General features: G+C 67.6%; 21 protein-coding genes, 1 tRNA gene, 1 pseudogene and 1 riboswitch. Of the genes and pseudogenes, 15 read left to right on the top strand and 8 right to left on the bottom strand.

All coding sequences use genetic code 11. The features are described 5' to 3' along the window. Position 1: 1 nt before the first annotated feature. Complete coding sequence (locus ABIC16_RS00715) at positions 2 to 1,936, bottom strand: TonB-dependent receptor plug domain-containing protein (RefSeq protein WP_354289684.1); 1,935 nt, start codon at positions 1,934 to 1,936, stop codon at positions 2 to 4. Between the two features lie 132 nt (positions 1,937 to 2,068). After that, a riboswitch (cobalamin riboswitch) is annotated at positions 2,069 to 2,271 on the bottom strand. A gap of 27 nt (positions 2,272 to 2,298) precedes the next feature. Between ABIC16_RS00715 and cobU the strand changes: the two genes are divergently transcribed. Both cobU and ABIC16_RS00705 read left to right on the top strand, forming a co-directional pair. Beyond that, complete coding sequence (gene cobU / locus ABIC16_RS00710) at positions 2,299 to 2,814, top strand: bifunctional adenosylcobinamide kinase/adenosylcobinamide-phosphate guanylyltransferase (protein WP_354289683.1); 516 nt, start codon at positions 2,299 to 2,301, stop codon at positions 2,812 to 2,814. A gap of 67 nt (positions 2,815 to 2,881) precedes the next feature. After that, the gene (locus tag ABIC16_RS00705; protein ID WP_354289682.1) at positions 2,882 to 3,709 is read left to right on the top strand and encodes an amidohydrolase family protein; all 828 of its coding nucleotides are present in this window, start codon (positions 2,882 to 2,884) and stop codon (positions 3,707 to 3,709) included. 124 nt (positions 3,710 to 3,833) lie between these two features. Here the strand turns inward: ABIC16_RS00705 and rlmN are convergent, their stop codons facing one another. Further along, a complete protein-coding gene (rlmN, locus tag ABIC16_RS00700) occupies positions 3,834 to 5,042 on the bottom strand; it encodes a dual-specificity RNA methyltransferase RlmN (RefSeq protein WP_354289681.1) in 1,209 nt (402 codons plus the stop codon). 223 nt (positions 5,043 to 5,265) lie between these two features. Between rlmN and ABIC16_RS00695 the strand changes: the two genes are divergently transcribed. Then, entirely contained in the window at positions 5,266 to 5,577 is a 312-nt protein-coding gene (locus tag ABIC16_RS00695; RefSeq protein WP_354289680.1) for an excalibur calcium-binding domain-containing protein, read from the top strand. 91 nt (positions 5,578 to 5,668) lie between these two features. After that, on the top strand, positions 5,669 to 6,034 hold the full coding sequence (locus ABIC16_RS00690; RefSeq protein ID WP_354289679.1) for a cupin domain-containing protein: 366 nt from the start codon (positions 5,669 to 5,671) through the stop codon (positions 6,032 to 6,034). A 65-nt stretch (positions 6,035 to 6,099) separates the two neighbouring features. On the opposite strand, the gene ABIC16_RS00685 is transcribed toward ABIC16_RS00690, so the two are convergent. Together ABIC16_RS00685 and ABIC16_RS00680 are read right to left on the bottom strand one after the other, a co-directional pair. Further along, the gene (locus ABIC16_RS00685) at positions 6,100 to 6,597 is read right to left on the bottom strand and encodes a hypothetical protein (protein WP_354289678.1); all 498 of its coding nucleotides are present in this window, start codon (positions 6,595 to 6,597) and stop codon (positions 6,100 to 6,102) included. Beyond that, positions 6,594 to 7,268, bottom strand: a complete 675-nt coding sequence (locus ABIC16_RS00680) for a histidine phosphatase family protein (RefSeq protein ID WP_354289677.1) — start codon at positions 7,266 to 7,268, stop codon at positions 6,594 to 6,596. Before ABIC16_RS00680 ends, ABIC16_RS00685 begins: the two co-directional genes overlap by 4 nt. A gap of 148 nt (positions 7,269 to 7,416) precedes the next feature. Between ABIC16_RS00680 and ABIC16_RS00675 the strand changes: the two genes are divergently transcribed. From ABIC16_RS00675 to ABIC16_RS00665, 3 genes are all read left to right on the top strand, one after another. Then, positions 7,417 to 8,097 (top strand): outer membrane protein, encoded by a 681-nt coding sequence (locus ABIC16_RS00675; RefSeq protein WP_277970472.1) that lies wholly within the window; start codon positions 7,417 to 7,419, stop codon positions 8,095 to 8,097. Positions 8,098 to 8,270: 173 nt separating this feature from the next. Beyond that, the gene (gene dnaN, locus ABIC16_RS00670) at positions 8,271 to 9,383 is read left to right on the top strand and encodes a DNA polymerase III subunit beta (protein WP_277970471.1); all 1,113 of its coding nucleotides are present in this window, start codon (positions 8,271 to 8,273) and stop codon (positions 9,381 to 9,383) included. A 28-nt stretch (positions 9,384 to 9,411) separates the two neighbouring features. Continuing rightward, positions 9,412 to 10,146, top strand: a complete 735-nt coding sequence (locus tag ABIC16_RS00665; RefSeq protein ID WP_354289676.1) for a sulfite exporter TauE/SafE family protein — start codon at positions 9,412 to 9,414, stop codon at positions 10,144 to 10,146. Here ABIC16_RS00665 and ABIC16_RS00660 read toward each other — a convergent pair. The 3 genes from ABIC16_RS00660 to ABIC16_RS00650 are packed head-to-tail and all read right to left on the bottom strand — an operon-like array spanning position 10,137 to position 12,248. Continuing rightward, positions 10,137 to 10,469 (bottom strand): PALP domain-containing protein, encoded by a 333-nt coding sequence (locus tag ABIC16_RS00660; RefSeq protein WP_277970469.1) that lies wholly within the window; start codon positions 10,467 to 10,469, stop codon positions 10,137 to 10,139. The two genes, ABIC16_RS00665 and ABIC16_RS00660, sit on opposite strands and share 10 nt — an antisense overlap. Then, positions 10,466 to 11,665: a molybdopterin-dependent oxidoreductase gene (locus ABIC16_RS00655; RefSeq protein WP_354289675.1), complete on the bottom strand. Its 1,200-nt coding sequence runs from the start codon at positions 11,663 to 11,665 to the stop codon at positions 10,466 to 10,468. The genes ABIC16_RS00660 and ABIC16_RS00655 overlap by 4 nt, the downstream gene beginning before the upstream one ends. Then, the gene (locus ABIC16_RS00650) at positions 11,658 to 12,248 is read right to left on the bottom strand and encodes an NADPH-dependent FMN reductase (protein ID WP_277970467.1); all 591 of its coding nucleotides are present in this window, start codon (positions 12,246 to 12,248) and stop codon (positions 11,658 to 11,660) included. The genes ABIC16_RS00655 and ABIC16_RS00650 overlap by 8 nt, the downstream gene beginning before the upstream one ends. 226 nt (positions 12,249 to 12,474) lie before the next feature. Here ABIC16_RS00650 and ABIC16_RS00645 point away from each other — a divergent pair, with 226 nt between their 5' ends. Together ABIC16_RS00645 and era are read left to right on the top strand one after the other, a co-directional pair. After that, positions 12,475 to 14,592 (top strand): transglycosylase domain-containing protein, encoded by a 2,118-nt coding sequence (locus tag ABIC16_RS00645; protein ID WP_354289674.1) that lies wholly within the window; start codon positions 12,475 to 12,477, stop codon positions 14,590 to 14,592. Between the two features lie 228 nt (positions 14,593 to 14,820). Further along, positions 14,821 to 15,718 (top strand): annotated as a pseudogene (gene era / locus ABIC16_RS00640) (GTPase Era). Positions 15,719 to 15,746: 28 nt separating this feature from the next. Here the strand turns inward: era and ABIC16_RS00635 are convergent. After that, positions 15,747 to 16,445, bottom strand: coding sequence for an NAD-dependent deacylase (locus tag ABIC16_RS00635; RefSeq protein WP_277970465.1), 699 nt, complete (start codon positions 16,443 to 16,445; stop codon positions 15,747 to 15,749). Positions 16,446 to 16,763: 318 nt separating this feature from the next. On the opposite strand from ABIC16_RS00635, the gene dapB reads away from it, so the two are divergent. From dapB to gyrB, 6 genes are all read left to right on the top strand, one after another. Next, complete coding sequence (dapB, locus tag ABIC16_RS00630) at positions 16,764 to 17,492, top strand: 4-hydroxy-tetrahydrodipicolinate reductase (RefSeq protein WP_354289673.1); 729 nt, start codon at positions 16,764 to 16,766, stop codon at positions 17,490 to 17,492. Further along, a complete protein-coding gene (gene nth, locus ABIC16_RS00625; protein ID WP_354289672.1) occupies positions 17,489 to 18,160 on the top strand; it encodes an endonuclease III in 672 nt (223 codons plus the stop codon). Before dapB ends, nth begins: the two co-directional genes overlap by 4 nt. Before the next feature lie 3 nt (positions 18,161 to 18,163). After that, positions 18,164 to 18,532, top strand: a complete 369-nt coding sequence (locus tag ABIC16_RS00620) for a hypothetical protein (RefSeq protein WP_277970462.1) — start codon at positions 18,164 to 18,166, stop codon at positions 18,530 to 18,532. 53 nt (positions 18,533 to 18,585) lie between these two features. After that, positions 18,586 to 18,662: transfer RNA gene (locus ABIC16_RS00615), tRNA-Arg, on the top strand. A 144-nt stretch (positions 18,663 to 18,806) separates the two neighbouring features. Then, the gene (gene recF / locus ABIC16_RS00610; RefSeq protein ID WP_354289671.1) at positions 18,807 to 19,865 is read left to right on the top strand and encodes a DNA replication/repair protein RecF; all 1,059 of its coding nucleotides are present in this window, start codon (positions 18,807 to 18,809) and stop codon (positions 19,863 to 19,865) included. Positions 19,866 to 20,139: 274 nt separating this feature from the next. Beyond that, on the top strand, positions 20,140 to 22,659 hold the full coding sequence (gene gyrB / locus ABIC16_RS00605) for a DNA topoisomerase (ATP-hydrolyzing) subunit B (protein ID WP_354289670.1): 2,520 nt from the start codon (positions 20,140 to 20,142) through the stop codon (positions 22,657 to 22,659). Positions 22,660 to 22,713 lie beyond the last annotated feature (54 nt).

The raw sequence follows: 22,713 nt of genomic DNA, 5'->3' as shown, positions 1-22,713 counted from the left end.
CTCAATACGTCAGGCGGACGCCGCCGAAGGCAGCGCGGCCGGGCTGACCATATTGGTAGATCGTCTGGTATTTCGTATCGAACACGTTCTCGACCCGCCCGAACACTTCGACCATCTTCGTGACCGGGAAGGACGCGCGCACGTCGCCGAGCACATAACCGTCGAGCCGCCGCGCGTTCGACGCATTGTCGAAACTATCCCCTACCGAGGTCAGCGTCGCCCCCGTCGTCAGGCCGAACGCCCAGCGATAATCGGCGTTGACCGTGATGCTGCTGTCGGGCCGCCGCGCGAGCTTGCGCCCGAAATTGCGGCTGCCGGCGGAGCGGTCGGTCGCGTCGAGATAGGTGTAGCTCGCGCTCACCGTCAGCGGCTCGACCGGACGCAGCAGCAGCGTCAGTTCGACCCCCTGTGCCCGCGTCCGTGCGATGTTTTCGTACGTGCCCGACGGACGACCCGCGCAGATCCCCGTGAGCGGTGCTGCGCACGAGACGAAGGTGATCAGATCGGACGAATTGCGATGGAAGTAGGTCGCGCTCGCTTCGACCGCGCCGTTCAGCGCCTTTTGCGTCACCCCCGCATCCCAGCCGTGCGAGCGTTCCGGGTTCAGCCGCGTGTTCCCATACTCGCTCTGCAACTGGTACAGCGTCGGCGCCTTGAAGCCTTCGGAATAGCTCGCGCGCAGCGTGGTCGCGCCATGATTGGGGGAATAGACGCCGCTCCCCGAAAAGGTCGTCGCGCCGCCGAACACATTGTGGTCGTCATGCCGCACGCCGCCGGTCGCGGTCAGCCCGGTGATCGGGGTGACGGCGAGCTGGCCATAGACGCTGAACAGCCGCGCCCGGCCCCGCGTGACCGGCCCGCCATAGCTCGACGAGGAAAAGCGCGATACTTCCCGCTCCGCGCCGAAGGTCGCGAACACCGCCGAGGTGACGTTCGCGGTGCCCTGATATTCCAGCCGGTCGTTGCGCCCGATCCCGCGAAACGTCTCGGTCGGGTCGCCATCGGGGTCGATGTTGCGCCGGTCGGTGTCGGTATGCGCATAACCGAAGCGATTGTGCAGACGCCCGTCGAACAGCGCGGCGTTGAGCCCGGCATAGCCGACCCATTGTTCGACATCGCCATATTCGCGCGTGTCGCCGAAGGTGAAGTTGGGCGGTGGGAAACCGTCGATGTCGGTCCGGCTGTTGGTATAGAAGCCGCGCAGGTCGACCGAGACGTCGCGGGCCAGCGCGATCCCGAGGCTGCCGTTCGCGGCATAGTTGCGGTACCCGTCCCGCTCGGTGCCGGGGGCGTAGGCCGAGATCCCGTCGGTGCCGTAATAGCCGCCGCCGAGGCTCGCGGACACCGGCCCCATCTTGCCCGAGACGTTGGCGAAGCCCTGTGCGGTGCCATAGCCGCCGCCCTCGGCACGCGCGTTGATCGCGATCTGCTCGGTCGGCTGGCGGGTGATGAGATTGACGACGCCGCCGATCGCCTGGCTGCCCCACAGCACCGATTGCGCGCCGCGCAGCACTTCGATCCGCTGGATGTTGCCGATCAGCAGATTGCCGAAGTTGAACCCGCCGCCGGGGGCGGAGGGATCGTTGAGCTTGATCCCGTCGATCAGCGCGACGGTCTGGTCGCTGTCCGCGCCGCGGATGCTGACCGAGGTGGTGGTGCCGATCCCGCCGTTGCGCACCACGGTGACGCCGGGCGTCTGGCGCAGCAGGTCGGACACGACGACCGCCTGGCGCTCGGTAATCGTCGCGGTGTCGAGCACCGTGACCGACTGGCCGACGGTATCCGCCGGGCGCGCCGCGCGGTTGGCGGTGACGACGATATCCTGCGATGCGTTGGCGGCTTGCTCCAGCGTGGCGGTGGATTGCGCGCTCTCGGCGAACGCGGGCGCGGCGGCGGCGATGCACGGCAGCAGGATCAGATAGGCACAGGTCTTCACGGTTATTCCCCTTCGCAACAGCTACGGGGGCACGCACGGCGCTATGTCGGAATTCCGTTTCCCGCCGCGCACGACCCCAACCACGTCGTCTCGCGAGGAAAACCTCGATCGCACGGCACACCCCGGCCGGACGAAGGACAACCGCGACAGGCAGGTCTCCTGGCTCCCGGGTCGTCGTCTGGCTCGGCCTTCCCGGATCCGGAGATCCAGTGGCACGCAGAAGGAGCAAGACTCGCCGGTCACAGTTGCGGGGACAGCCCCGGATGACGCGCTTGAGCACGCTTCCGGGTTCCCTTTTCATCCCATCTCTGGGAACCTGTCGCATCGGCGCGTCTAGAGCGCGCTTTGGGCAAGGGCAAGATGTGACACGGACGACACTATTCCTGGGCGGTGCCCGCTCGGGCAAGAGCCGCCTCGCGCAGCAAACCGCCGAGGCGTGCGCGGGGCCGCTCGCCTATCTCGCCACTGCCGAGGGCCGCGACGGCGAGATGGCGGACCGGATCGCGCGGCATCGCGCGGACCGGGGGGAGCGCTGGCGCACGGTGGAGTGCCCGCTCGCGCTGCCCGCGGCGATCGCTTCGGTCGAGACGGGCGCGGTGCTGGTCGATTGCCTGACGTTGTGGCTGTCCAACCTTATGCTCGGCGAGCATGACATCGCGGGCGCGACGGACGATCTGCTGGCTGCCATCGCGGGGAGTCCGTTGCCGATCGTGATCGTGACCAACGAGGTCGGGATGGGGATCGTCCCCGATCATCCGCTTGGTCGCACCTTCCGCGATGCGGCGGGGCGGCTCAACCAGGCGGTCGCGGGGCAGGTCGACGCGAGCTATTTCGTGGCCGCCGGGCTGGTGCTGCCGTTGCAGCGGTATCGGACCTGACGCCGCGGGGCTGGTCTCCGCGGTCCGCAAATGGCATTCCGGTCAAGGGATTGCACGAGGAACGACGATGACGCGATGGATCGACGCGCACCAACACTTCTGGTCGCTGACGACGCCCGGACATGAATGGCCGACGGCGGCCGAAGCGCCGATCCACCGCGATTTCGGGCCGGCAGACCTGATCGCCGCGTGCGACGGGCTTCCGCTGGCGGGAAGCGTCCTGGTCCAGTCGCAACCGACCGATGCCGATACAGACTGGATGCTCGCGCTGGCGGAGCGCACGCCGCTGGTGCGCGCGGTGGTCGGGTGGGTCGATCTCGCCGACCCCGCCGCGCCCGATCGCATCGCCGCGCTCGCTGGCAACCCGTGGTTGCGCGGGCTGCGCCCGATGCTCCAGTCGATCGACGATACCGACTGGCTGCTGCGCGCGGACCTTGCCCCCGCGATCGCGGCGATGCAGGCGGCGGGGCTGCGGCTGGATGCGCTGGTCCAGCCGCGCCACTTGCCGATGCTCGCGCGGTTCGTGGAGCGCTGGCCCGACCTGCCGATCGTGATCGATCATGCCGCCAAACCGTTCCCTGCCGCAGGGACACTCGATCCGTGGCGCGACGACATCGCCGCGCTCGCTGGGCTTGGGGTGCATTGCAAATTGTCGGGGTTGCGGACCGAACAGGGCTCCGGCCAGCCCGCGAGCGACCTCGCGCCTTATGTCGCGCATCTCGTCAGCGTGTTCGGGCCGCGGTTGATGTGGGGGAGCGACTGGCCGGTCGTCTTGTTGTCGGGGGATGATTGGCGGCGCTGGCACGACGATGCGCTGCGGATGGCGCGCGATGCTGGGGCGGACATCGACCGGCTATTCCACGATGCGGCGGTGGATTTCTACGCGCTGGGGTGAGCCGTCGCCCGACCCCATCCGTTCGCCCTGAGCGCAGTCGAAGCGCCACTCCCAAGCAAGCCTAGGCTCGGGGGAGACGGGGGCTTCGACTTCGCTCAGCCCGAACGGGGGGGTGAAACGAACCCTAGCCCAGCGCCGCCTGTTTCTCCGCCGCCAGCGCATCCAGCTCCGCGCGCGTTTTTTTCTCGCTTGCGGTCTTCAACTGCCCGCACGCCGCGTCGATGTCGCGCCCGCGCGGGGTGCGGACCGGGGCGCTGATGCCGGCATCGAACACGATGTTCGAAAACGCCTTGATCCGCTCCGGCGTCGAGCATTCATACGGCGCGCCCGGCCACGGGTTGAACGGGATCAGATTGACCTTCGCCGGCAGGTCATAGAATTTGAGCAACCGCACCAGCTCGCGCGCATCCGCGTCGCTGTCGTTCTTGTCCTTGAGCATCACATATTCGAACGTGATCCGCCGCGCATTGTTCGCGCCCGGATAGTCCGCGCACGCCTGCAGCACCTGCTCGAGCTTATACTTGCGGTTGATCGGGACGATCTCGTCGCGGATCTCGTTGGTGACGGCATGGAGCGACACCGCCAGATTGACCGAAATCTCCTCGCCCGCGCGTGCCATCAGCGGCACCACGCCCGAGGTCGACAGCGTGATCCGCCGCCGCGACAGGCCGATCCCGTCGCCGTCCATCACGATCTTCAACCCGTCGCGGACATTGTCGAAATTATAGAGTGGCTCGCCCATCCCCATCATCACGATGTTGGTGAGCATGCGCCCCTCGGGCTGGCTCGGCCATTCGCCCAAAGCATCGCGCGCGAGCATCACCTGCCCGACGATCTCGCTCGGGGTCAGGTTGCGCACCAGCCGCATCGTACCGGTATGGCAGAAACGGCAGTTGAGCGTGCAGCCGACCTGGCTCGATACGCACAGCGTGCCGCGGTCCGCATCGGGGATGAACACCATCTCGTAATCATTGCCGTCGTCGGTCCGCAGCAGCCACTTGCGCGTCCCGTCGGTCGACACCTGCGCCTCGACCACTTGCGGGCGGCTGATCGTGAAGCGCTGTTCGAGCCACGGCTGCATCGTCTTTGAGATGTCGGTCATCAGCGAAAAGTCGGTGACGCCGCGATTGTAGATCCAGTGCCACAATTGCTTGGCGCGCAGCTTGGCCTGCTTGGGGTCGAGCTGCGAGGTCTCGAGTGCCATCCGCAGATCGGGCTTGGACAGCCCGAGCAGATCGATCCGCCCGTCGCTGCGCGGCACCAGCGCGCGCGGCACGGGTACGGGGTCGATATGCCCCGGAATGGGCATGGCGTAGGCTGGTGCTGTCTGCATGATGCGCCACATAGGGGAAAATGGCGGGTTTTTCTACTCCCTGTGCGGGTAGGGGGTGTTTCCGGGAGGGCGGGTGCATGCCGGGGCCTCTGGTCCATAGGGGGCGCGATGGGACAGTTAGGGGGAACGCACCGCTTTTTCGGCGTTGCCGCTTGGCTGCGGCGTACGGCTGCGGCGTACGGCTGCGCGGCGGTAAGCTTTCGTTTAGGCGTGTTTGACTAATATGAAGGGGATGAGAAATCGTGCGCTTCCGATCCTGCCAACGCTGTTGGGCGCCGCCGTGCTTGGCGTGGCCGTCGGTCTCGGGTCGACGACGACATCGCCCTCAGGCCCTGCGGCGCTGGGCGATCAGGCACAGCAGCTCGCGGTTTCTACCGGTTTGAAACGCCAGCGGGCACCACAAGCAGGCGACGCCTGGGGCGGCTGTAACGACGCCCGGTCTGCCGGGACCTTCCCGATCTATCGTGGGGAGCCGGGGTATCGCACGGATATGGACGGAGACGGGGACGGGGTTGCGTGCGAGCCGCATGGCTAGCGGCGCATGATTTGCGACCGTGCGGCCATCTTGTATGGTCGTTCACCCACGGCTTGATCCACAACCGCTTCCGCCTTGCCCGGAGATTCGAATGTTATCGCCAACCGCGCTCGCCACCGCGTTCGACCGGGTGACGGATTACTGGTCCCCCAAGGTCATTGGCCAGGTCAACGACCAGCTGCTCAAGGCGGCGAAGCTGAAGGGCGAACTCGTCTGGCATGCGCATGACGGACAGGATGAGCTCTTCTACATCGTCAAGGGATCGCTCCGGATCGAGTTCGAGACCGAAGTCGTCGCGCTCGAACAGGGGGATTTCCTGACTGTCCCGAGTGGGGTTCGCCACAACCCCGTCGCGGAGGAGGAGTGTTGGGTGCTGCTGATCGAGCCCGCTTCGACCTTGCATACCGGCGCGGAAAGGACGTCTCGTACGCGCAGTCTGGAGGAGCAGCTCCGCTAACGGTTCCGGGGCGGCTGGCGATGGCGTCGCTCCGCGCACCAGTCGCCGTTGACCGAACGGCCCCGCTATCCCTTGAGGCACGCCAGCGCCGCCGCATCGATCGCAGTCGCCGCGCCCTTCAGCGCATAGACGTCCGCGAACGGCCCCCCGGCGCGGCTGAGCGTTTCCACGCTCATGCTGCGGCTCGATCGAATCGCGGAGACGATCGCGGCGTCGGCGCGTGCATCGGGTGCCCAGGCGTCGGCGGCGGTCGCGGTCAGGTCGAAGCGGCGTTCGCCGACCGACAGGGTGACGCGCGCCTGCGGGTTGCGGTCGCGGCTGAGGCGGACGTGGAGCTGATGGCGCGTGCCCCCGCCGCCCGCGCGCGGCCAGCTGGCGATGCTCGCGAACGGGCGCCAGCGCGATGCGCCGCCCGCGCTGACCGGCTCGGCGATCGCGAAACAGCGGCGGGGGGCGGAATCGCTGAACGCGCCCCAGCGATCGAACACGCCGATCGTCTCGCGCGCACCCGCGACCGCGGGCAGCGCCGCCAGCGCGAGCACCGCCCATCGCGTCCGGTTCACGCTGGCGCGTGCCCGGCGCCGCGATGGAGCACCGTCTCGACGCCACGCTCGATCTGCACCAGCGACCCCTGCGGCAAACCAGGCAGCGCGGGCGCGCCGTAGCCGGGCAGATCCGCGCCGCCGGTCATCACCCCGCGCAGCACCCGGCTGGAGATGCCGTGCAGGATCACCAGCCGGTCGCCGGCATCGCCATCGGTCTCCGCCAGCCAGCCCGAGACGCGCTCCGCGATCGCGGGATAGTCTTCGCCGTTCGGCGCTGGGTGGAGCAGCCCGGTGGCGCGATCGACCACCGTCAGCCCTTCCGCCGCGAGATCCGTATAATAGCGCCCGCCCCAATCGCCGGTGTCGATTTCGACCAGTCGCGAGTCGGTTCTGGCGGCGTGCCAGTCGAGCTCGAGGTGCTCGGCGATCACCGCGAGCGTCTGCAACGCACGTCCGGTCGGCGAGGCCCATAGCGTCAGCGCGGGTTTTGGCCCCAATTTTTCGCGCAAGGCCCGCCCCATCTCGTCCGCTTGCGCGAAACCGGCGCGGGTGAGGGGGGTGTGGAGATGCTCGCCCTGCAACCGTCCCGCCGCATTGAAGACCGTTTCGCCGTGCCGCGCGATGTAATCGCGGCCACTCCGTGGCGACTTCGCGGCGGTTTGCGACCGCATCTGGGCGTTGGAATCCATCGCCGTGTCTTCAACCCCGTGTGGCCCAAAAGCAACGGATTTCCGTGTTTATCTGAGGTTCATGCAAGCCCGTTTGCGAGCGCCTATCTGAGCCTTCCCCGCCGCCAAGGATGAGACATCGGCGGGCGAACACCATGGAGTACCCCCAATGCGCAAGATCGTCCTCACCGCCGCCACCGCCGTTCTCGGCCTCGGCATGGCAGCCCCCGCACTGGCCCAGGACGGCCCGCCCACGAATTCCCCCGACCGCGCGTTCAACGGCCCGCGCGCCGGCGTTCTGCTCGGCTATGACAAGCTGCAGCCCGGCAGCACCGACGGATCGAGCATCCGCGGTGACCGCGGCGCCGACGGCCTGACGTACGGCGGCGACATCGGCTATGATTTCGATAACGGCAGCCGGATCGTTTACGGTATCGAAGGCGAAGTCACCGGATCGACCAGCAAGGTCACCAACAATCCGGTCGACGCCGCAGCGCTCGGCTATGGCCGCGTCAAGGCGGGTCGCGACCTGTATGTCGGCGCGCGCGTCGGCTACAAGCTGACCCCGGCGACGCTGCTGTACGCCAAGGGCGGCTACACCAACGCGCGGCTCGACCTGACCGCGAACAACGGGACGGTCACCACCGGCGAGCATTTCACGCTGGACGGCTACCGCGTCGGCGCAGGGCTCGAGCAGGCGATCACGCCGCGCACCTATGCCAAGATCGAGTATCGCTATTCGAACTACGGCAATGCGCGTCTTGAGTTCGCGAACGGTGCGAACACCAACAACTTCGGCGTCGACACGGATCGTCACCAGGTCCTCGCCGGAGTCGGCTTCCGCTTCTGATCCGGTCGCTTGCGGCTGGAAACGAGACGGCCCACGCCTGATTTAGCTGTGGGTAAGAGGGGTCGGGGCGCTTGCTCCGGCCCCTTTTATGTTTAAGGAAAGGCACACGGCGAATTGCCCCCGGTTGACACCGGAACGGGCTGAAAATTGGGGCGGCGGCCCGGGGGAACGGCATGAAGGCGACGATCGAACGCGCAACCTTGTTGAAGGGGCTCAGCCACGTCCAGTCGGTGGTCGAGCGGCGCAACACCATTCCAATCCTGTCCAACGTCCTGATCGAGGCGACCGCCGAAGGTGGCCTCAAGCTGATGGCGACCGATCTGGACTTGCAGATCAACGAGACGATCGCGGCCGCGGTCGACCAGCCCGGCTCGACCACCGTATCGGCGCACACGCTGTTCGACATTGCGCGGAAGCTGCCCGAGGGCAGCCAGGTTTCGCTGAGTGCGGCGGATGGCAAGATGACGATCATGGCGGGCCGCGCCAAGTTCCAGCTCGGCACGCTGCCGCGCGACGATTTCCCGGTGATCGCCGAGGGCGAGCTCCCGGTCAGCTTCGAGCTGCCTGCCGAGACGCTCAAGCAGATCATCGACAAGACGCGCTTCGCGATCTCGACCGAGGAAACGCGTTATTATCTGAACGGCATCTTCTGGCACGTCTCGGAGGATCCGCTCCCCGTGCTTAAGGCCGCCGCGACCGACGGGCACCGCCTTGCACGCGTCACGATGCCGCGCCCGGATGGCGCCGAATCGATGCCCGACATCATCATCCCGCGCAAATGCATCGCCGAACTGCGCAAATTGCTCGATGAAATCGACGGTTCGGTCGGCGTTTCGATGTCGCCGACCAAGATTCGCTTCGATCTGGGGCAGGCGCTGCTGACCTCCAAGCTGATCGACGGCACCTTCCCGGACTACAGCCGCGTCATCCCGACCGGCAACGACAAGATCCTCAAGATCGACCCGCGCAGCTTCGAGGAAGGCGTCGACCGCGTCTCGACGATCGCGACCGAGAAGACCCGCGCGGTCAAGATGGCGCTCGATCGCGACAAGATCATCCTGTCGGTGAGCTCGCCCGAAAACGGCACCGCGGCGGAGGAAGTCCCCGGGGATTACACCGCGCTCGGCTTCGAGATCGGGTTCAACAGCCGCTATCTGCTCGACATTCTCGGGCAGCTCGACGGCGACACGATCGAGGTTCACCTCGCCGATGCCGCCGCGCCGACGCTGATTCGCGAGAATGACAAGTCGGCCGCGCTGTACGTGCTGATGCCGATGCGAGTCTGATCGGCTGGCAAGTCTGACGACGATAGCCTTGTCCGGGGGCGCAGGGGTCCTCGGCGGGGCGATGAACGCGCTGGCTGGCGGGGGCACGTTCGCGACGCTGCCGGCGCTGATCGCGCTCGGGCTTCCTGCGAACACCGCCAATGCGACGTCGAACGTCGCGTTGCTGCCGGGGGCGGCGACCAGCAGCTGGGCGTTCCGGCGCGAGCTTGGGCCGGTCGGCGGGGTCAACGTCTGGCTGCTCGGCGGAATCACCTTCGTCGGCGGGCTGGCCGGGAGTGCGTTGCTGGTGGTGACGCCGACGCGCGTGTTCGACCTCCTCATCCCGTGGCTGTTGCTGATGGCGCTCGTAGTGATCGCTTACGGCAAACGCGCCGCCGACGCGCTCCACGCCCGCGTCACGATCGGGCAGCGGACGCTGATCGTCTCGCAGTCTTTGCTGGGCGTGTATGGCGGCTATTTCGGTGGGGGCGTCGGATTGATGACGACCGCGATCTACGGGTTGCTCGCGGGCGTTTCTCCGCGTGCACTGTTCGCACCCCGCACGCTGATGCTGGCGATCGCCAATGCCGCCGCCGCGATCGTGTTCATCACGACCGGGCTGGTCGACTGGGCGGCGGCGGTGCCGATGCTGATCGGCGCGGTGTTCGGCGGATGGATCGGCGCGGTGATCGGCAAGCTGCTGTCCCCCGGGCTGGTGCGGGGCTGGACGCTGTTCGTTACCGCCGCCACGACGATCGTGTTCTTCGTCCGCGCCTATTTCTGATTGGGGAGCGTGAGCAGCGCGGCGAGGATCTTGGGGTCGTCGGTCGGATCGATTGCCGCCTTATACGCCGTGCGCATCTTGCCGATTTCGGCGGTCCAGGTCTTGGCGTCGAGTTTGGGCTGAGTCAGCAGCATCTCGGGCGAATGGCAGGCGGTGCAATTCGTCGTGAGGATTTCCGCGCTGGCCGGCAGCGTCACGGTCTCGTCGGGGAGCGTGATCGATTGCGATGCTAGCGCGATCCCGGCGCCGGCGGGATGTCCCGCAGACGGCGCGCGCTGACACGCGCCGAGCAGCAGCAGCGCGACGAGCCAAATACGCGTCATGCCACCACCACGTGTGCGGTTTCGATGCTGCTTCGCATATAGCCTCCGGGATTCCAGATCGGCGTGGGCTTCTGGCCGGCGCCGCGGGTGTTGGTGGTGCGCACCGCAAGGTCGTGGGCGCCGCGCGGCAGCCCGGTGAGCGGCATCGCCCAGCGGCGGAAGCTGTACGCGCCGTGGTCCGGCCCGAGCTGTGCCGCCTTCCAGCTTTGCCCGCCATCGACCGAGACCTCGACCGTGGCGACTCCTGCGTCGCCGCCCATCGCGATCCCGCGAACTTCCTGCGGGGTCGTGCGGGTGAAGAAGGCGCGCGGCGGCATCCGGCCGATCGGGACGGTTGCGAAGTCCTTCGCGCCGGGCTGAACGCCCGCATCGACGGTCGAGGGGATGCGATACGCCTTTTCCATCCAGAAACCGGTGTCGGGCGTGGTGAGCAGCTCGATCGAATCGAGCGCCTTGATCCAATAGGTCGAGAACCAGCCGGGGACGATCAGCCGCAGCGGGAAACCGTTGAGCAGCGGGAGCGCCGTGCCGTTCATTCCGTAGGCGACGATCACGTCGTCGGTCCGCGCATGGTCGAGCGCGAGCGTCTTGGCGAACTTGGGTGCGTCGCCCGGCGCCTCATCGAGCCCGGAGACCTTCACCTGCACCACGCCCGGCGCGACACCGGCGCGGTCGAGCAGGTCGCGCAGCCGCACGCCGGTCCAGCGCGCATTGCCCATCGCGCCATTACCCCATTGCGCGCCGGGGACGCGCGGCGCGAACAGACCGCGCGAGTTGCCCGAACACTGGTTGACCGCCGCCACCTCGACCTTGGGCATCGCCTGGATATCGGCGAGTGAGAGCGCCGTCGCGCGCTGGACCGCGCCACCGATCTTGAGCCGGAACGCAGCGGCATCGACCGACAGCGGGATGTCGGCATAATGCCAGCGCACGTAAAAACGGTCGTTCGGGGTGAACGGATCGTCGCCGACCGCGCCGTCGAAGGCCGCCATCGGAGTTTCGAGCAGCGGCGCGCGGCTGCGCTGGAGGATCATGCCCTTCTTGCCGGGGAAGGCATCGGTCAGCGCGCGTTCGCCGGTGCCGTTCGAGAGGCCGAGGTCGACCATTCCCTGCGCCCAGAGCGGTGTGCTCGCCAACGCACCGACGCCGAGGCCCCCAAGCGCGAGTGCCGCGCGGCGATCGATCGGGTCACCCATGCTGGATCGCCACGGGCACGAACCGCGCCACCTGCTTGCCGACGAGCGAAAGCTGCTCGATCACCGCGGCGTCGCTGGCGCCGCCGTCGTCGTCGAACTTGGTCAGTTGCGTGTTGACCGCGGCGGCGAACGGCGTCGGCCAGCCGCGCAGCGCGTGGACGATCGAGCGCAGCGCCGCGATCGTGCTGCCCGTCGCCTGCCATCCGTAGGCGGTCGCGATCAGCCCGACCGGCATGTCCGCGAGGTACGGCCGGTGCGGGTCGCGCGCGGTTTCCTCGAGCAAGTCGAGCGCGTTCTTGACCACGCCCGAGATGCTGCCGTGATAGCCGGGCGAGGCGATGATGATTGCGGAGGCCTGGCGGACGGTCTCGACGAATTCGGTTTCGTCCGGGGTGCGCGTGGTCGCCTTGGGGTCGTAGAGCGGGAGCCGGGCCATGTCCGCGCCGCCGAACATCCGCGTGCGGAATCCCTCGCGGCCCGCCGCGTCCAGCGCGATCCGCAGAGCGCGTTCGGTCGAGGAAACACCGCCGATCGTCCCGCCGATACCGACGACTAGGGGCTGATCGAGAAGGGTTTCGGCCATCGGGTTGGGCTTTCGACAGGGCCGCGGGGCGACCGGAGGCGGCTTCAATAGCCCGACGCACGCTTTGCCTCAATGCTTCGCGGGGTTGGACTGCAGAAGCCGTGCAACATGGCTCGCGCGGCACGGCGCGCCCTGCTAAGCGCCCGGAGATGCTTTTCCCATGCTTGCGCGGTCTGTTTTATACAGGTAACACACTGGTTCGTCCGAATTTCGGGATCTGGTGAGCATGCGCCGTTACCCTTTTGACGCATCCGATCGCATGGACCCGCGGACCCCGCTGGAACTGAAGGACGGTGTGCCGCCGCCCGAGCGGTATTTGCGCGAAGCCCCGTATGAACCGGAGGACGACGGCGACGACCGCGAGTCGCGCTGGCGACGGGTCAACTGGATGCGCTGGATCATGCGCGGGCTTGCCGCGCTGATCGTGCTGTTCGTGCTCGCGGTCGCCTGGCTCGCGGTGACCGCGCCCCTATCCAAGTCGCTCCAGCCGCCCACGCCGCCCAGCGTCACGCTGCTCGCGGACGACGGTACGCCGATTGCGCGGCGCGGTGCGATCGTCGGTGCGCCGGTGGATGCCGCCAAGTTGCCGAAGAACGTCACCAACGCCTTCCTCGCGATCGAGGATCGGCGCTTCCGCTCGCATTGGGGGATCGACCCCCAGGGAATCGCGCGCGCGTTCGTCCACAATCTGCGGTCCAGCGGGCGTGACCAGGGCGGCAGCACGATCACGCAGCAGCTCGCGAAGAACGCGTTCCTCGATTCGGATCGCACCGCTGCGCGGAAAATCCGTGAAGTGCTGATCGCCTTCTGGCTCGAGGCGTGGCTGACCAAGGACCAGATCCTGTCGCGCTATCTGTCGACGGTCTATTTCGGCGACAACACCTACGGCCTCAGCGCGGCGGCGAAGCATTATTTCGGGCGGACTCCGCAAAATCTGTCGATCGCACAAGGGGCGATGCTCGCCGGGCTGGTCAAGGCGCCGTCGCGGCTTGCGCCGACGGTCAATTTGTCGGGCGCGCGGGCACGCGGCGCGCTGGTGCTGCGCGCGATGGTCGAGGGCGGGTTCCTCGACAAGGACATCGCAGCCGGCGTCCGCCCCGCGCGCCTCGCGACCGACCGAGTCGCGCCGCTTCCCAACGGGACGTATTTCGCGGACTGGGTGCTCCCCGCCGCGCGCGATCAGGCGGGGGATCTGGCGCGCGAGAGCAAGGTCCGCACGACGCTCGACCGCCGCTTGCAACGTGCCGCCGAACGCGCGGTCCGGCGTGCGGGGTTGCGGCAGGCGCAAGTCGCGCTGGTGGCGATGCGGCCGGACGGTCGCGTGGTCGCGATGGTCGGGGGCAAATCCTATGCCGACAGCCCGTTCAACCGCGCGACCCAGGCGATGCGGCAGCCGGGATCGGCGTTCAAGCTGTTCGTCTATCTCGCGGCGATGCGCCACGGCATGACCCCGGATTCGATCGTCGAGGACAAGCCGATCACGATCGCCAACTGGAGCCCGCGCAATTCGGACGGGCGGTATCTCGGCCCGATCACGTTGCGGCAGGCATTCGCGCGCTCGTCCAACGTGGCGGCGGCGCGGATCACGCAGGAAGTCGGCGTCGCGAACGTCATCAAGGCGGCGCGCGACCTCGGCGTCACCACGCCGATCCCGAACGAGGCGACGATCGCGCTCGGCACCGCGAGCATGTCGTTGCTCGAGCTGACCCAGGCGTATGCGGCGGTGGCGGCGGAGCAATATCCGGTCCGCGCGCGCGGGCTCGAGGATCCGCCCGAGCGCGGGATGCTCGCAAGCCTGACCGATCGCCCGCACGCTTTGTCGGGGACGATCCGCGACGAGATGCTCGACCTGCTGTCGGCATCCGCCGAGACGGGGACGGGCCGCGCGGCGGCGCTGTCGGTCAAGACCTATGGCAAGACCGGGACGACGCAGGACAATCGCGACGCGCTGTTCGTCGGGTTCGCCAACGGGTTGGTGGTTGGCGTGTGGGTCGGCAATGACGACAACACCCCCAATGCGGGTCTGTCCGGCGGCGGCGTGCCCGCGCGGGTGTGGCGCGATTTCATGCAGCAGGCGCTGGGGGTCGGCGCGGCGGTGGTGCCCGAGGCGGTGCCCGAAGTGATCGATCCCGACGCCAATGGCTATGACCAGACGATCGAGAATTTTCTGGATCCGGGCAACATTCCCCCGGTCGAGGGCGAAATCCCTGGCGTCGGGCGAGTCCGGCTGCGCGACGGGCGGCTCGATTTCGAACCCAGCGGGAACGACGAGCGCGACCGCCGCCGCCGCGACGAGGACGAGGATCGCGCGCCGCAGCGCGACGGCTATGAGGACGAACAATAGGCGCTACTGGCGGAACGGTGCCGTTTTCGGTAGAGGCCATGCTCGCTTTACCCATAAGCGCTTCTTCGGCGACGGTCGGGGCCCAGTCGTGATGGCGGATGTGCCGGAGCTCGGTCCGCGGCACTCCCCGGCCCGTGCTCGGGTCCCGGTCTTCGCCGAAGAAGCGCAGCATCTGCCATCAACGATTCCGGTGTCGGTCACGAACACTCGGCGTTCCAAGGATACCCCATGACCGACCAGAAATGCGGACTCGTTGCCGTCCTCGGCGCTCCCAATGCGGGCAAGTCGACGCTTGTCAACGCGCTCGTTGGGCAAAAGGTCGCGATCGTCAGCCCCAAGGCGCAGACCACGCGCGTGCGGCTGATGGGCGTCGCGATCGAGGGCGACACGCAGTTGCTGCTGGTCGATACGCCCCGGCATCTTCGAGCCCAAGCGCCGGTTCGACCGCGCGATGGTGCAGGCGGCGTGGGGCGGCGCGGAAGGCGCGGACGTGCTCGCCCTGGTGGTCGATGCCAAGGGCGGGTTACCGACCAAGGTCACCGACATCGCTACCGCGATCAAGGACCGGCCCGAGCCCAAGTACCTGATCCTCAACAAGGTCGACCTGGCGGACAAGGCCAAGCTGCTGCTCCATGCCGAGCGGCTCAACGGCCTGGTCGCGTTCGACGAGACGTTCTTCGTCAGCGCTTCGACCGGCGATGGCCTGCCCGAGTTGAAGGCGCATCTTGCGGCGCGGATGCCCGCCGAGCCGTGGCATTTCCCCGAGGACCAGGTCTCCGACGCGACCGAGCGCAGCCTCGCGTCCGAAGTCACGCGCGAGCAGATCTTTCTCCAGCTCCACGCCGAACTCCCCTACGCCTCGGCGGTCGAGACCGAGCAATATCTCGAGCGCGAGGACGGTTCGGTCGAAATCCACCAGCAGATCCTGGTCGAACGCCCGACGCAGCGCGCGATCGTGCTCGGCAAGGGCGGCACGCGGATCAAGGAGATCGGCGCGCGCGCGCGGACCGAGCTCAGCAGCATCATGGGCCGCCCGGTGCACCTTTACCTGCACGTCAAGGTCCGCCCGGGCTGGGACGACGAGCGCGACGTGTACCGCGACATGGGGCTCGACTGGGTCGAGTAACCGCGCGCACGCCGGGGATGGCGTGCGCTCAACCGAGCAGCGCGTCGACCCACGCCGGCACGAGCACCCCGGCCGGGCCGAGCTGCGTCTCGTGGAAATAGGCGCTGCCCGCCGACCGCTCGAGATTGAGTTCGACCGTCCTCGCGCCGGCATAGCGCGCACCCTGGACGAACCCTGCGGCGGGATAGACCGCGCCCGACGTTCCGATCGAGACGAACAGGTCGGCTTGCGCCAACGCGCGCTCGATCCGCTCCATTTCATACGGCATCTCGCCGAAGAACACGATGTCGGGCCGGAGCGCGGGCGCGCCGCACGCGGCGCAAGGCGTGCCCGGCGGGAGCGCCTCGGTCCAGGCCACGCGGGCGTCGCACGCCGCGCAGAGGGCCGACCGCAGTTCGCCGTGCATGTGGAGCAACCGTTTCGCCCCGGCGCGTTCGTGGAGATCATCGACGTTCTGCGTCACGATCAGCAACGCGCCGGGCCATGCCGCATCGAGCCGCGCGAGTGCCGTATGCGCTGCGTTCGGCGCAACGTCGGCCAATGCGGCGCGGCGTGCGTCGTAAAATCGATGGACCAGCACCGGATCCGCCGCGAGCGCCTCGGGTGTGCAGACGTCCTCGACGCGGTGTCCTTCCCACAGGCCGCCGGGCCCGCGAAACGTCGCGATTCCGCTTTCGGCGGAGATTCCCGCGCCGGTCAGGACGACGATGTTTCGGATGGAGGTCATGGGGTGAGGATCCGCAAGGGTGTTGTTCGAAAGGGCGTTCGGGGGACGGTTTTCCGGGTTGCGACGATGGACCACCCGCACGCTCTACCGTCTCGCAAATCAGCGGGATGGTCTAGCCGGCATTGGCGCATTCTCGCACCGCAACGGCGCGCTCGTTAAACGCATCGAGCAAGCGTGCGGTGATGCCATCTTCCAGCCATTGTCAGATTTTGGATCGGACTTCGCCGCTTCGAACCGCGATGTTTTGCGATCCCCGCATGGCATCTCGCGGGGCGAGGCTCTAGAGGCCGCGGGGGATGCATTTACGGAGCACAGGCGATGACCGCGATCGGCATTATCGGGAGCGCAGGGCGCATGGGGCAAGCGCTCGCGGCGGCAGTGCCGGATCTCGGTGCGACGCTCGCCGGCGGGATCGATGCGGGGGGCGATCCGGCGACGCTGGCGCATGACGCGGACGTGCTGATCGATTTCTCCGCACCCTCCGCGCTGGAGCGCAATCTCGCCGCCGCGCGGTTGACCGGCACCCCGATCCTGATCGGCACGACCGGGCTCAGCCCGACGCATCATGCGCTCGTCGATGCGGCCGCGAGCGAGATCGCGGTGCTGCAGACCGGCAACGTCTCGCTCGGGGTGACGCTGCTCGCAAAGCTGGTGCGCGAGGCGGCGGCGCGGCTTGGCCCCGACTGGGACATCGAGATCGTCGAGATGCATCACCGCCACAAGGTCGATGCGCCGTCGGGAACCGCCTTGCTGCTGGGCGAGGCCGCGGCGGCGGGGCGGGGGGCGTCCCTCGCTGACCTGCGCGTGTCGGACCGGGCCGGACTGGTCGGCGCGCGGTCCGAAGGGACGATCGGGTTCGCGTCGCTCCGCGGCGGGTCGGTCGCGGGGGATCACCTCGTCGTGTTCGCGGGCGAGGGAGAGCGCATCGAACTCGGCCACCGCGCGGAAAACCGGGCGATCTTCGCGCGCGGGGCAGTGACCGCGGCGCTGTGGCTCGCGGGGAAGCCGGCGGGCCGCTACCAGATGGAAGAGGTGGTCGGCGTGTGAAAAAGGCCGACGTCGTCGACTTCTACGCGCGGCTGGCGGCGGACAATCCGCACCCCGAGACCGAGCTGGAAGCCGGCAATCCGTTCCAGCTCGTCGTCGCGGTCGCCCTCTCGGCACAAGCGACCGACGTGGGCGTCAACAAGGCGACGCGGAGGCTGTTCGCGGAAGTGACGACGCCCGAGCAGATGGTGGCGCTCGGCGAGGACGGGCTGAAGGCGCACATCAAATCGATCGGGCTGTTCAACACCAAGGCGAAGAACGTCATCGCCTTGTCGCAGCAGCTGATCGACGCGCACGGGAGCGTGGTCCCCAACGATCGCGCCGCGCTCGAACAGCTTCCCGGCGTCGGGCGCAAGACCGCCAACGTCGTGCTCAACGTCGCGTTCGGCGCGGAGACCTTCGCGGTCGACACGCATATCTTCCGTGTCGGCAATCGCACCGGCCTCGCGCGCGGCAAGACCCCGCTTGCGGTCGAGCTCAAGCTCGACAAGGCGACTCCGCAGCCGTTTCGGTTGCATGCGCATCACTGGCTGATCCTCCACGGCCGCTACGTCTGCAAGGCGCGGACGCCGGAATGCTGGAGATGCGTCGTTGCGGATCTGTGCGCGTTCAAGCCCAAGACGCCCGCGCCCAAAACGGTTACGGAACGGCGTCCCGCCAAGGAGTGATCCATGCGTCGTGTGCTTTCCGCCATCGTCCTGCTGTTTGCGGCGAGCGTCGCCGGCGCCCGCGAGCGGATTCCGGTGGCAACCCCCGCGGGTCCAGCGGTCCCGTGCATTCCGCTGGTACAGATTCGCGAAACCCGCGTGCGCGACGACCGCACGATCGATTTCGTCCTGAACGGCCGCAAGATCTATCGCAACACCTTGCCCTACGCTTGTCCCAGCCTCGGTTTCGAACAGCGCTTCAGCTACGCGACGAGTCTCGGCCAATTGTGTTCCACCGACATCATCAGCGTACTCTATCAGGCGCCCTATCTCACCCAGGGGGCAAGCTGCGGGCTGGGGCAATTCCAGCCGGTGACATTGAGCGCCCGGTGAATCGTCGATCGGGGCTGGCGTCGCGTCGCGCGCTTTGCTAGGCGATGCCTCAGGCACCCGTAGCTCAGCTGGATAGAGCGCTGCCCTCCGAAGGCAGAGGCCACTGGTTCGAATCCAGTCGGGTGCACCATTTCTTAGATCATCGGCGCTTGATAGCGGTTTTGCGCATGCTCTGTCGCAAGACAGGCGCGCTTCGCGCGCGTGCGTCCGACCTAGGCCGCGCTGGGCAAACACGAAAATTGCGAAACGCGGTGGACAGGGTAGAGCGGACGGAATGCTGACGCGCCTCGTCCTCACCAATTTCCGCAACCATACTGCAAGGGCAATCCCGCTCGGGCCGGGGTTCGTCGTGCTGACGGGCGAGAATGGCGCGGGCAAGACCAACATCCTGGAAGCGGTTTCACTGTTGGCGCCGGGGCGAGGGTTGCGCCGCGCCCCGCTCGGCGAAATGGCGCGGCAGGACGGTCCCGGCGGCTTCGGGATCGCGGCCGACCTTGGTGGCGACGTTGCGATCGCGACGGGTACGCAGGCGAGTGCGCCCGAGCGACGGATCGTGCGGGTGCAGGGCAGCGGGGTTGCCGCCACGCATCTCGCCGAGTGGCTGACGGTCCTCTGGCTCACGCCTGCGATGGACCGGCTGTTCGTCGAACCGGCCGGCGAGCGGCGGCGTTTTCTCGACCGGCTGACGCTGGCGCTCAGCCCTGGGCATGCGGTCCATGCCAATCGCTACGAAGCCGCGATGCGCGCGCGCAACCGGCTGCTGGGGGAGGATGGGCGACCCGATCGCGAGTGGCTGAGCGCGCTGGAGGCGCAGATGGCCGAGCACGGCAGCGCGATCGACTTGGCGCGGCGCGATACCGTGGCGGCGCTCGGGGCACGGTTGGTAGAGCAACCCGACGGCCCGTTCGCCCGCGCCGGGCTGGCGCTGACGGGCTGGACCGGGGGCGGTGAGACGCTGGCCGTCGATCTCGCGCAGAGCCGCGGACGCGATGCCGCCGCCGGGCGTGCGCTGGTCGGCCCGCATCGCAGTGATCTGTCCGTGACGCATCTGGGAAAGGCGCAGGCCGCCGCGTTGTGCTCGACCGGGGAGCAGAAGGCCTTGCTGCTGGGGCTGATCCTGGGGCACGCCGAATTGGTCGCCGAGCGGACCGGAATGGCGCCGATCCTCCTGCTCGACGAGGTTGCGGCGCATCTGGACCCTGTGCGCCGGGCTGCCTTGTTCGAGCGGCTCGACGGGATCGGGCAAGTGTGGATGACCGGAACCGAGGACGCGCTGTTCGCCGACCTTGGTGGCGCAGCAATGCGTCTCACGCTGGGCCAGACGCTTGGCTGAACCGTGCTGTCGGTGGAACGCATCGTCGCCGACGCGCGTGCCTTTCTGTCGTCGGGCATGGCGAGGCCGATCCGGTTGCGCCCGACACCACGCCGCCGGGGGTGCGCCAGAGCCGCCGCGTCGAAGTGACGTTGCTGGGGCAACGCGCGGATCGCCTCATGCGCTACGCCTTGGGTCACCCCGGCGCGGGCCGGGGTGACCGCGTCCCGTTCGTAGCTGGACGGGCGTACCCATTTCGCTTCCGTTTTCGTGCCTGAATCCCTATAGGCTTGGCATGGCTGAAGACCCCAATACCAACGACTACGGCGCTGACTCGATCAAGGTGCTGAAAGGCCTCGACGCAGTCCGCAAGCGCCCCGGCATGTACATCGGCGATACCGACGACGGCTCCGGCCTCCACCATATGGTGTTCGAGGTGTCCGACAATGCGATCGACGAGGCGCTCGCCGGGCATTGCGACCGGATCGACATCACGCTCAACGCCGATGGATCGGTTTCGGTCGAGGATAACGGGCGCGGGATTCCGACCGGCATCCACACCGAGGAAGGCGTCAGCGCCGCCGAAGTGATCATGACCCAGCTTCACGCGGGGGGTAAGTTCGAGAACACCTCGAACGACAATGCTTACAAGGTGTCGGGCGGTCTGCACGGCGTCGGCGTTTCGGTGGTCAACGCGCTGAGCGAATGGCTCGACCTGACGATCTTCCGCGACGAGCAGGAGCATTACATGCGCTTCGCGTTCGGCGATGCGGTGGCGCCGCTCAAGATCGTCGGCCCTGCGCCGGGCAAGAAGGGGACGCGCGTCACCTTCTTCCCGTCGCCCGCCACGTTCAAGATCACCGAATTCGATTTCGAGAAGCTCGAGCATCGCTATCGCGAGCTTGCGTTCCTCAACTCGGGCGTGCGGTTGTTCCTCAACGACGCGCGGCATGAGGACGTGAAGACGGTCGAGCTCTATTACGAGGGCGGGATCGCCGCGTTCGTGAAGTATCTCGATCGCAACAAGGCCGCGCTGATGCCCGAGCCGGTCGCGATCTCGGGCACGCGCGACGACGTCACGATCGACGTCGCGCTCGAATGGAACGACTCCTATTACGAGAACGTCCTCGCCTTCACCAACAACATCCCGCAGCGCGACGGCGGCACGCACATGGCCGCCTTCCGCGCGGCGATGACGCGGACGCTCAACAATTATGCCGAGAAATCGGGCATGTTGAAGAAGGAGAAGGTCAGCCTCACCGGCGACGACATGCGCGAAGGGCTCACCGCGATCGTCTCGGTCAAGCTGCCTGACCCCAAGTTCAGCAGCCAGACCAAGGACAAGCTCGTCTCGTCCGAGGTGCGCCAGCCGCTCGAATCGCTGATGGCGGACAAGCTTGCCGAATGGCTCGAGGAAAACCCGGCGCACGGCAAGGCGATCGTGCTCAAGATCATCGACGCCGCCGCCGCACGTGAAGCCGCCAAGAAGGCGCGCGAGCTGACCCGGCGCAAGGGCGTGATGGATATCGCGTCGCTCCCGGGCAAGCTCGCGGATTGCCAGGAGCGCGATCCGGCGAAGTCCGAACTGTTCCTGGTGGAGGGTGACTCGGCTGGCGGTTCGGCCAAGCAGGGGCGTGACCGCCACTTCCAGGCGATCCTCCCGTTGCGCGGCAAGATCTTGAACGTCGAGCGCGCGCGGTTCGACCGGATGCTGTCGTCGAAGGAAATCGGCACGCTGATCCAGGCGATGGGCACCGGCATCGGGCGCGACGACTTCAACGTCGAGAAGCTGCGCTACCATAAGATCGTCATCATGACCGACGCAGACGTCGACGGCGCGCACATCCGCACGCTGTTGCTGACGTTCTTCTACCGCCAGATGCCGGAAATCATCACCAAGGGGCATCTCTACATCGCGCAGCCGCCGCTCTACAAAGCGACGCGTGGGCGGTCCGAAGTGTATCTGAAGGACGACAGCGCACTCGACGAATATCTGGTCGAGAATGGCGTTGCGAGCGTCGTGCTCGAGGGCGCGCAGGGGTCGCGTTCGGGCGCGGACCTGCGCACGCTGGTCGATCATGCGCGGCGGATGCGGACGCTGATGCGCTTCGTGCCGCGGCGCTATGACCCGACGATCGTCGAGGCGCTCGCGATGGGTGGCGCGCTCGATCCGGCGCTCGATCTCGATGCACGGCGCGAACGCGTGGTGCAGGTCGTGCGCGGGCTCGACGCGGCGGATCAGGATGCGCGCTGGTCGGCGACGCTGGCCGAGGACGGCGGCTTCCACGTCAAGCGCGTGTGGCGCGGTGTGACCGATCACCATGTCATCGAGGCGGCGTTCCTCGGCTCGGCGGAGGCGCGCAAGCTCCATACGCTCGCGGTGGAACAGGCCGAGGCGTTCGTCGATACCGCGCGACTCGTTTCGAACAAGGCAGCCGCGGCGGCACAGGCGGAAGCCGATGCGGCTGCGGACGAAGCCGAGGCGACCGCGCCCGAGGGTGGCCGTGCAGGCGCGCCCGCGACGGTGAGCAAGGGCTCGACGATGGTTGCGCGGCCTTCGCAGCTGCTCGACGCGATCCTCACGGCGGGGCGCAAGGGCTTGGCGATCCAGCGGTACAAGGGGCTGGGCGAGATGAATGCGGAGCAATTGTGGGAAACCACGCTCGATCCGCAGAACCGCTCGATGCTCCGCGTCGAGGTCGACCAGGCGGATGTCGCGGACGAGATCTTTACGCGCCTGATGGGCGACGTGGTCGAACCGCGCCGCGAGTTCATCCAGGAGAATGCGCTGAGCGTCGCCAACCTCGACGTTTAAGCGAATGGGGAACGGGCGGGATGCGTCGAGCAAGACGCATCCCGCGCTTCGTGA

The organism is Sphingomonas sp. PvP055 (assembly GCF_040546365.1).
In the GTDB taxonomy this organism is placed as follows: Bacteria; Pseudomonadota; Alphaproteobacteria; order Sphingomonadales; family Sphingomonadaceae; genus Sphingomonas; species Sphingomonas echinoides_A.
The sequence above is the reverse complement of the archived record's forward strand: the minus strand, read 5'-3'. Positions and strand labels throughout refer to the sequence as shown.